Annotated in this window: 5 protein-coding genes; 3 read left to right on the top strand and 2 right to left on the bottom strand. The window is 41.0% G+C overall.

Annotated elements, in window-relative coordinates; all coding sequences use genetic code 11:
- The first annotated feature begins 115 nt into the window (after positions 1 to 115).
- Positions 116 to 706, top strand: a complete 591-nt coding sequence (locus tag ACGF49_RS22005; RefSeq protein ID WP_113041903.1) for a nucleoside triphosphate pyrophosphatase — start codon at positions 116 to 118, stop codon at positions 704 to 706.
- Here ACGF49_RS22005 and rluC read toward each other — a convergent pair.
- On the bottom strand, positions 703 to 1,662 hold the full coding sequence (gene rluC / locus ACGF49_RS22010) for a 23S rRNA pseudouridine(955/2504/2580) synthase RluC (protein ID WP_113041983.1): 960 nt from the start codon (positions 1,660 to 1,662) through the stop codon (positions 703 to 705). The genes ACGF49_RS22005 and rluC overlap by 4 nt on opposite strands.
- Before the next feature lie 559 nt (positions 1,663 to 2,221).
- Between rluC and rne the strand changes: the two genes are divergently transcribed.
- Both rne and ACGF49_RS22020 read left to right on the top strand, forming a co-directional pair.
- Complete coding sequence (rne, locus tag ACGF49_RS22015; RefSeq protein WP_113041904.1) at positions 2,222 to 5,290, top strand: ribonuclease E; 3,069 nt, start codon at positions 2,222 to 2,224, stop codon at positions 5,288 to 5,290.
- Between the two features lie 185 nt (positions 5,291 to 5,475).
- Positions 5,476 to 6,108: an NAD(P)-binding oxidoreductase gene (locus tag ACGF49_RS22020; protein ID WP_113041905.1), complete on the top strand. Its 633-nt coding sequence runs from the start codon at positions 5,476 to 5,478 to the stop codon at positions 6,106 to 6,108.
- Between the two features lie 44 nt (positions 6,109 to 6,152).
- Here ACGF49_RS22020 and tmaR read toward each other — a convergent pair whose 3' ends face one another.
- Positions 6,153 to 6,470 (bottom strand): PTS system regulator TmaR, encoded by a 318-nt coding sequence (gene tmaR, locus ACGF49_RS22025; protein ID WP_112878499.1) that lies wholly within the window; start codon positions 6,468 to 6,470, stop codon positions 6,153 to 6,155.
- Between the last annotated feature and the right edge of the window lie 668 nt (positions 6,471 to 7,138).

Consider the following 7,138-nt stretch of genomic DNA (forward strand, 5'->3'; position numbering starts at 1 on the left):
GATATAGTCAAAGAAAAAGGCCACACATCTGCACCTTTCCGCCAAATATTCGCTTATTAAGCTGTGCCTAGTTTAAAATGCCTGCAATTATTTCGCCATGTCTTTTGGAAAAATTATGACACAAATCATTTTAGCTTCCACATCAGCTTATCGCCGCATGTTACTGGAAAAACTTCGTTTACCCTTTATATGCGCAGCGCCTAATACTGATGAAACACCTCGAATGAATGAAAATGCAGAACAACTCGTTATGCGTTTGGCGCAAGCCAAGGCACAGGCATTACAAACAAAATATTCTCAGCATTTGATTATTGGTTCTGATCAAGTTTGTGTTATTAACGGCGAAATCACCGGCAAGCCCCACAGTCTTGAAAATGCATTTAAACAATTACGGCAAGCCAGTGGTCATTGCGTCACCTTTTATACCGGCATTTCTCTCTTTAACAGCAAAACAGGAATAACTGATACACGTTGTGAATTATTCAATGTCTATTTTAGAGAACTGGCTGATGATGAAATCTGGGCTTATTTAACTGCGGAAAACCCTCTTAATTGTGCCGGAAGCTTTAAAAGCGAAGGGTTAGGAATCACTTTATTTGAACGACTTGAAGGGAAAGATCCGAATACGCTGATAGGTTTACCATTAATTACATTGACTGAATTATTAATCCGCCAGGGGGTAAACCCACTGACGGCGATAGGTTAATTACTGTGATTCTGACGTAGCGTTTTTATACAATAGCGCAATTGCTCATCCATCGGTGCTTCAAGACGTAATGTCTCCCCCGTCGAGGGATGAGTAAATTTTATCGCACTGGCATGCAAGAATAGGCGGTTAAGGCCCGTAGCTGACAGTTGCGAATCAAAAACTTTATCCCCATAGCGATCATCAAAAGCGATCGGATGCCCAGCATATTGAGTGTGAACACGGATTTGATGAGTTCGACCCGTTACCGGACTGGCTTTCACTAACGTTGCATTGGCAAAACGCTCTTCTACTTTAAAACGCGTTTCAGAAGGCTTACCTTCACTGTTTACTTTAACAATCCGCTCACCACTTTGCTGGATATTTTTCAGCAATGGAGCCTGAACAACCTTACAATGTGATTGCCATTGTCCTCGTACTAAAGCCAGATAATCTTTCTGCATCTGTTTAAGGCGTAATTGCTCATGCAAGGCCCGTAAAGCTGAGCGTTTTTTAGCAATTAACAAAATTCCAGAGGTATCACGATCTAAACGATGCACTAATTCGAGGAATTTTGCTTCCGGACGCAAAACCCGCAATCCTTCAATAACACCAAAACTTAAACCACTACCGCCATGAACGGCCGTACCAGAAGGTTTATTGAGCACCAGAATATAGTCATCTTCGTATAAGATACAATCGTCTAATGCAGCGACTTTATCCAGTTTAGCTGAAACTGACGCTTCTTGCCGTTCTGCAACCCGAACCGGTGGAATTCTGACAACATCCCCCGCAGACAATTTATACTCAGGTTTTATCCTGCCTTTATTTACCCGCACTTCCCCCTTACGCACAATCCGGTAAATCATGCTCTTAGGAACACCCTTCAAACGCGCTAACAAAAAATTATCAACTCGCTGTCCAGCTTCATCGTCATCAATAGTGACAAATTGTACAACTTGATTATTCGTTTTCATGATAGCAATTTTAATTATCACTCAAGCAGAGTGCTACTCATTTTTAAATATGTGTAAAAATCACGCATACTTTCCGGTTGTTACCTTCCCTACTTTAAGATAAAGATTAAATATTAACTATTTCTTCCTATTTCATCAGAAAAACCGCTTAAAGACATAAAGTCACCTTGCTATCACCCCAACAGCAATGGAATAATACGTAGCCATCATCAGTTTTTTAAACCTGAATGGCGAAGTTAAACGTTTGTTCTTCATTTGATTGCACAAAAACGCAGCAATGGCGTAAGACGTACTGGGAAATCAAATAATTAGCGGGCTACGGGTAGCAGTTTACTGGAATTGGATCAAATCAGCTTCATTTATATTTGCAGATTATTCCTAGAAAAGGGTACTGTTTTCTAAGTGAAAATTCAGACCTGCCGAAAATATGCGTCTCTATACAAACGACAACCGGGAGGTTGGCGGATTTGTAAAAGACACGAGACCATCGGTTACCAGTCGCTCATCTATATTTGCCCGTAGCTCTATAACTAATGTAAAAAATAATGAGTAAGTTACAATGAAAAGAATGCTAATCAACGCAACTCAGCAAGAAGAGTTGCGTGTTGCTCTGGTTGACGGGCAACGCCTTTATGATTTGGATATCGAAAGCCCAGGACACGAGCAAAAAAAAGCAAATATCTACAAAGGTAAAATCACCCGAATTGAACCTAGTCTGGAAGCTGCTTTTGTTGACTACGGCGCTGAACGGCATGGTTTCCTTCCTATTAAAGAAATAGCCCGCGAATATTTTCCCAATAACTACCATCCTCACGGTCGCCCTAATATCAAAGATGTTTTAAGGGAAGGCCAGGAAGTTATCGTTCAAGTCGATAAAGAAGAACGTGGTAATAAAGGGGCCGCCTTAACCACTTTTATCAGTCTGGCGGGCAGTTATCTGGTACTAATGCCTAATAACCCTCGCGCGGGCGGTATTTCCCGCCGTATCGAAGGAGATGACCGCACAGAACTGAAAGAAGCTTTGGCATCGTTAGAAGTGCCAGAAGGAATGGGACTGATCGTCCGCACTGCGGGTGTCGGTAAGTCCGCAGAAGCACTACAGTGGGATTTATCATTCCGCCTTAAACACTGGGAAGCGATCAAAAAAGCCGCCGAAAACCGCTCTGCCCCCTTCTTAATCCATCAAGAAAGTAATGTCATCGTCCGTGCTTTCCGCGACTATTTGCGCCCAGACATCGGTGAAATCCTAATCGACAATCCCAAGGTTCTCGATCTGGCACGGCAACATATCACTGCACTTGGCCGCCCGGATTTCACCAGTAAAATTAAGCTGTATAGTGGTGAGGTTCCCCTATTCAGCCATTATCAAATTGAATCACAGATTGAATCTGCATTTCAGCGTGAAGTTCGTCTGCCATCAGGCGGTGCTGTGGTTATCGATACCACAGAAGCATTAACTGCGATCGATATTAACTCTTCCCGTGCAACACGCGGAGGAGATATCGAAGAGACGGCTTTTAATACCAACCTTGAAGCAGCGGATGAAATTGCCCGTCAATTACGCCTGCGTGACCTTGGTGGTTTGATTGTTATCGATTTTATCGATATGACACCAGTACGTCATCAACGTGAAGTGGAAAACCGCCTACGTGATGCTGTTCGTCAGGATCGTGCTCGTATTCAAATTGGCCGTATTTCCCGTTTTGGTCTACTGGAAATGTCCCGTCAGCGCCTGAGCCCATCACTAGGTGAATCCAGCCACCACGTTTGCCCACGCTGTAGCGGCACAGGGACTATTCGTGATAATGAATCCCTGTCGCTATCCATTTTGCGTCTGATTGAAGAAGAGGCACTGAAAGAGAACACGCATCAAGTCCATGCCATTGTTCCAGTACAAATCGCCTCATATCTACTAAACGAAAAGCGCCAGGCAGTCAGTGCAATTGAACGCCGTCAGGGAGATGTTGGCGTAGTGATCGTGCCTAACGATCAAATGCAGACGCCTCACTTCTCTGTTCTACGCGTACGTAAGGGTGAGGAAATTTCTGCACTGAGCTATCTGCTTCCTCAATTTTATGAAGCAGGAACGATAAATCCTCAAGAAGATGTCCAACCTGAACGTAAACGTCCTGAGCAGCCCGCTATTTCTGCTTTTGCTTTGCCAGCCGATACACCAGCACAGCAACCATCACATAAAACAAAAGAGAAAAAGCCAAACCACATTGCTCAGACTATAACGGAACAACCTGGTCTCTTAAGCCGCTTCTTGGCTGCTGTGAAAAAAATGTTCAGTACAGAAGCAGAAGAAGAAAAACCGGCACAGAAAAAAGAGAATAAATTATCTGGTCATGATAACCGTCGCTCTTCTGAACGACGCAATCAACGCCGCCAAAATTCACGTAAAGATCGTGATGATAATAATCTGCGTGATGAACAACGTAATAACCGTGATCGTGACGAACAACGGAAAAATCGTAATACTCAACAGAAAAATGACACTCAAGATAACAATGTGACGATAGATACTGCTGCTCGTGAAACCCAACAGCAGCAACGTCGCGAGCAACGTGCAGAACGTCAACGCCGTCGTCAGGAAGAAAAACGCCAGCAGCAACTTGAAACCCAGAAGCCGGAAGTCGTTGAAAATGAGGTTGAAGAACGTCTACCGGTTATGCCACGTCGCCAACGTCGTCAGCTTGAACAAAAAATTCGCATCATAGATGAAGTGAAAGAAGTTACAACTGCCGCCTCGCTGCCCGTACCTGTTGTTACAGAAGAGCAATTACCAGTACCTGTTGAAATACCGGTAGAAACAGCCCAGCCGCAACAATTGACTGAAAATAAAGAGCAACAAGATAATGTTATGCCACGCCGCTCTCGTCGCTCTCCTCGTCATTTGCGCGTTAGTGGTCAGCGCCGCCGCCGTTACCGCGATGAAAGAAATCTACTTCAATCACCGGTACCATTATCTATGGCTGTTGCATCACCAGAAATGGCTTCCGGTAAAGTTTGGGTTCGCTATCCGGTGGTTCCGATTTCCATAGAAATGCCTGAGGAAATTTCTATGATCGAACAGCAAGAACAGCAAAATGAGGTATTGTCGGCAATAGCAACAGAAACAGTACCTGCAATCATCGTTGTTGCAGAATCTGAACAAACCATCATTGAATCTCCGAAGGTAGCAAAGACGCTAGAAACTCACCAAAACGGAATCAAATCTGAAACAGGCATTACAGAACAAAATGACATTGTTCTACAGCAAACTGAATCAGTGCAGGAAGAACGGTCAGTTATTGAACTGGTTGCAATAACACCGATTATCCCTGAATTTGAGCAGCAATCTGAAGCAGAAGATGACATTGTTGTTTCTAAAGAAATTGCAGCAGTGATGATTATTGAAGAGAGTAAAGATGAAATGGTTAAACAACCTGTTGCTATTATAGCCAAAATTCATCATTCTTATGCGCCGATGACCAAAGCGCCAGCCCCTGAGATGATTGAAAAACCTATTGCTATCAGCGAATGGCAACGGCCTTTTTCTCATTTTGAAGGGAAAGGGGGAGCTGGGGGCCATTCAGCTACTAATGCGGCTACTTCACCAATGGCTAAACCGCAATTCTTTGAATAAACAACATTGTTTAATATCAGCAAAATGGCTCTTTTTAGGGAGCCATTTTTTTTTGCTACTAACCCCACAAAAATACCTACCGTTAATTTTATTCTATCCACATAAGGGTTAGCTTAAACAGTCATTACCATAACCCTGTTCAATTAATTATCATTCGATTTCTTATTTAACCAGGAGAATAACCTATGAAACCGTGGCTTATTTTTGGTGCAGGTAGTGGCGTTGGACGTCATCTCGTGACTGTCGCACTGCAACAAAAACGTCCCGTCATTGCGCTTATCCGCAATTTTCAGCAGGCTACTGAACTGAGTGCTTTAGGTGTCAAAGTGATACAAGGTGATGCCTGTAATGCTGAAGATGTTGAAAAAACGGTACAACATGTAAGTTCAGAAGCAATCGTCTTTTCTACTATTGGTGGAATTGATTCAGATCTCTTTGGCAATATGACTATCATTGATGCTATTGAGAAAACAGGAATAACACGTATGTTACTCGTTACCTCAATAGGTTGTAGCGAAGGCTGGAAAACCCTGTCACCCAGAGCTAAGTCATTGTTTGGCCAATCTGTCAGGCTCAAATCAATGGCAGAAAGCTACCTCCAGACAAGTTCCTTGAATTACACAATTATTCGCCCGGGAGGATTAACCGATAAACCAGGAACAGGCCATTGTCAAAGATATCAGCATGAAATTCATGGTGCAGTTAGTCGCCAAGATGTTGCACATCAACTGGCAACTATGGCAGAAGAAGAATCTTCATATCAGCAGATTTATACCTTAGTTGATCCAGAGCTTAAACCTGATTGGGCTGTTGCGTAGTCGGTAAGAATAACCACGCATTCATGCGTGGTTATTTAATGATGCTATTTGAGTTCACCCATTGTTTTAAGCTTTTTAGACAATTCACGACGCTCTTTAGAAAGATCCGCATTTTTAATTATATGATCATCTATACGGTCTTCATAATCACTTCTCATATTCATAATGATGCTCTGAATATCTTCAATTGACATACCGGGCTTGATGTATTCGCTCAAGTTATCAAGCAATAAAACACGCTTCTGGTTATCGCGTATTTTCTTTTCATTGTCTGCAATTTCGCGCTGTAACTTATTCTTACGACGAAACATATGTACAAACTCCAACACATTGTGGAATGACGGCTTATTTACGTTGTCCATTTTCATACCTTATCTTCAATCTAAACGTACAAATTATCCAATCTGACTACACAATAAGACTAAAACCATTAATAGACAAGTCAGTTTCCGTTATTTATTGATTCTCATTAATTACATAAACCAGTTAACTTCTTGCTAAAGGTTCAGCATATTGACTCAATCGAAAACAATCAGCCAATGCGAATGAATAATAAATCACCAATCTTCCACTGGCAGAAGCACAGTTTTTCCCTATCGCTCATATTCCATCTGTTACTCTACAATTTTTTCAGATTTCAAGTGCACGATTATTAATCACTATTATCTCATACAAAATGAATAAAAAACTATAAAGTTAATTCTATTTATAAATTAAATAATTAAGTTAGATATTAATAAACCAACCAAATAAAGACAATTAATTATATAGAACACAATAAAAACTTGAATAAAATGTTATTATTCCCCCAATATTCCATATATTTTGAACTGTCTTAATACTTTCACTTTTCAATTCCTTGTGAAATAGGATTTTTAGCAAATTATTTTGAAGATAATTTATATTAAATAGGAAAACCATTAGTTTATTAGTTTATTAGTTTATTAGTTTATTAGTTTATTAGTTTATTAGTTTATTAGTTTATTAGTTTATTAGTTTATTAGTTTATTAGTTTATTAGTTTATTAGTT

The organism is Photorhabdus sp. RM96S (genome assembly GCF_042879335.1).
Taxonomy (GTDB): Bacteria; Pseudomonadota; Gammaproteobacteria; order Enterobacterales; family Enterobacteriaceae; genus Photorhabdus; species Photorhabdus kayaii.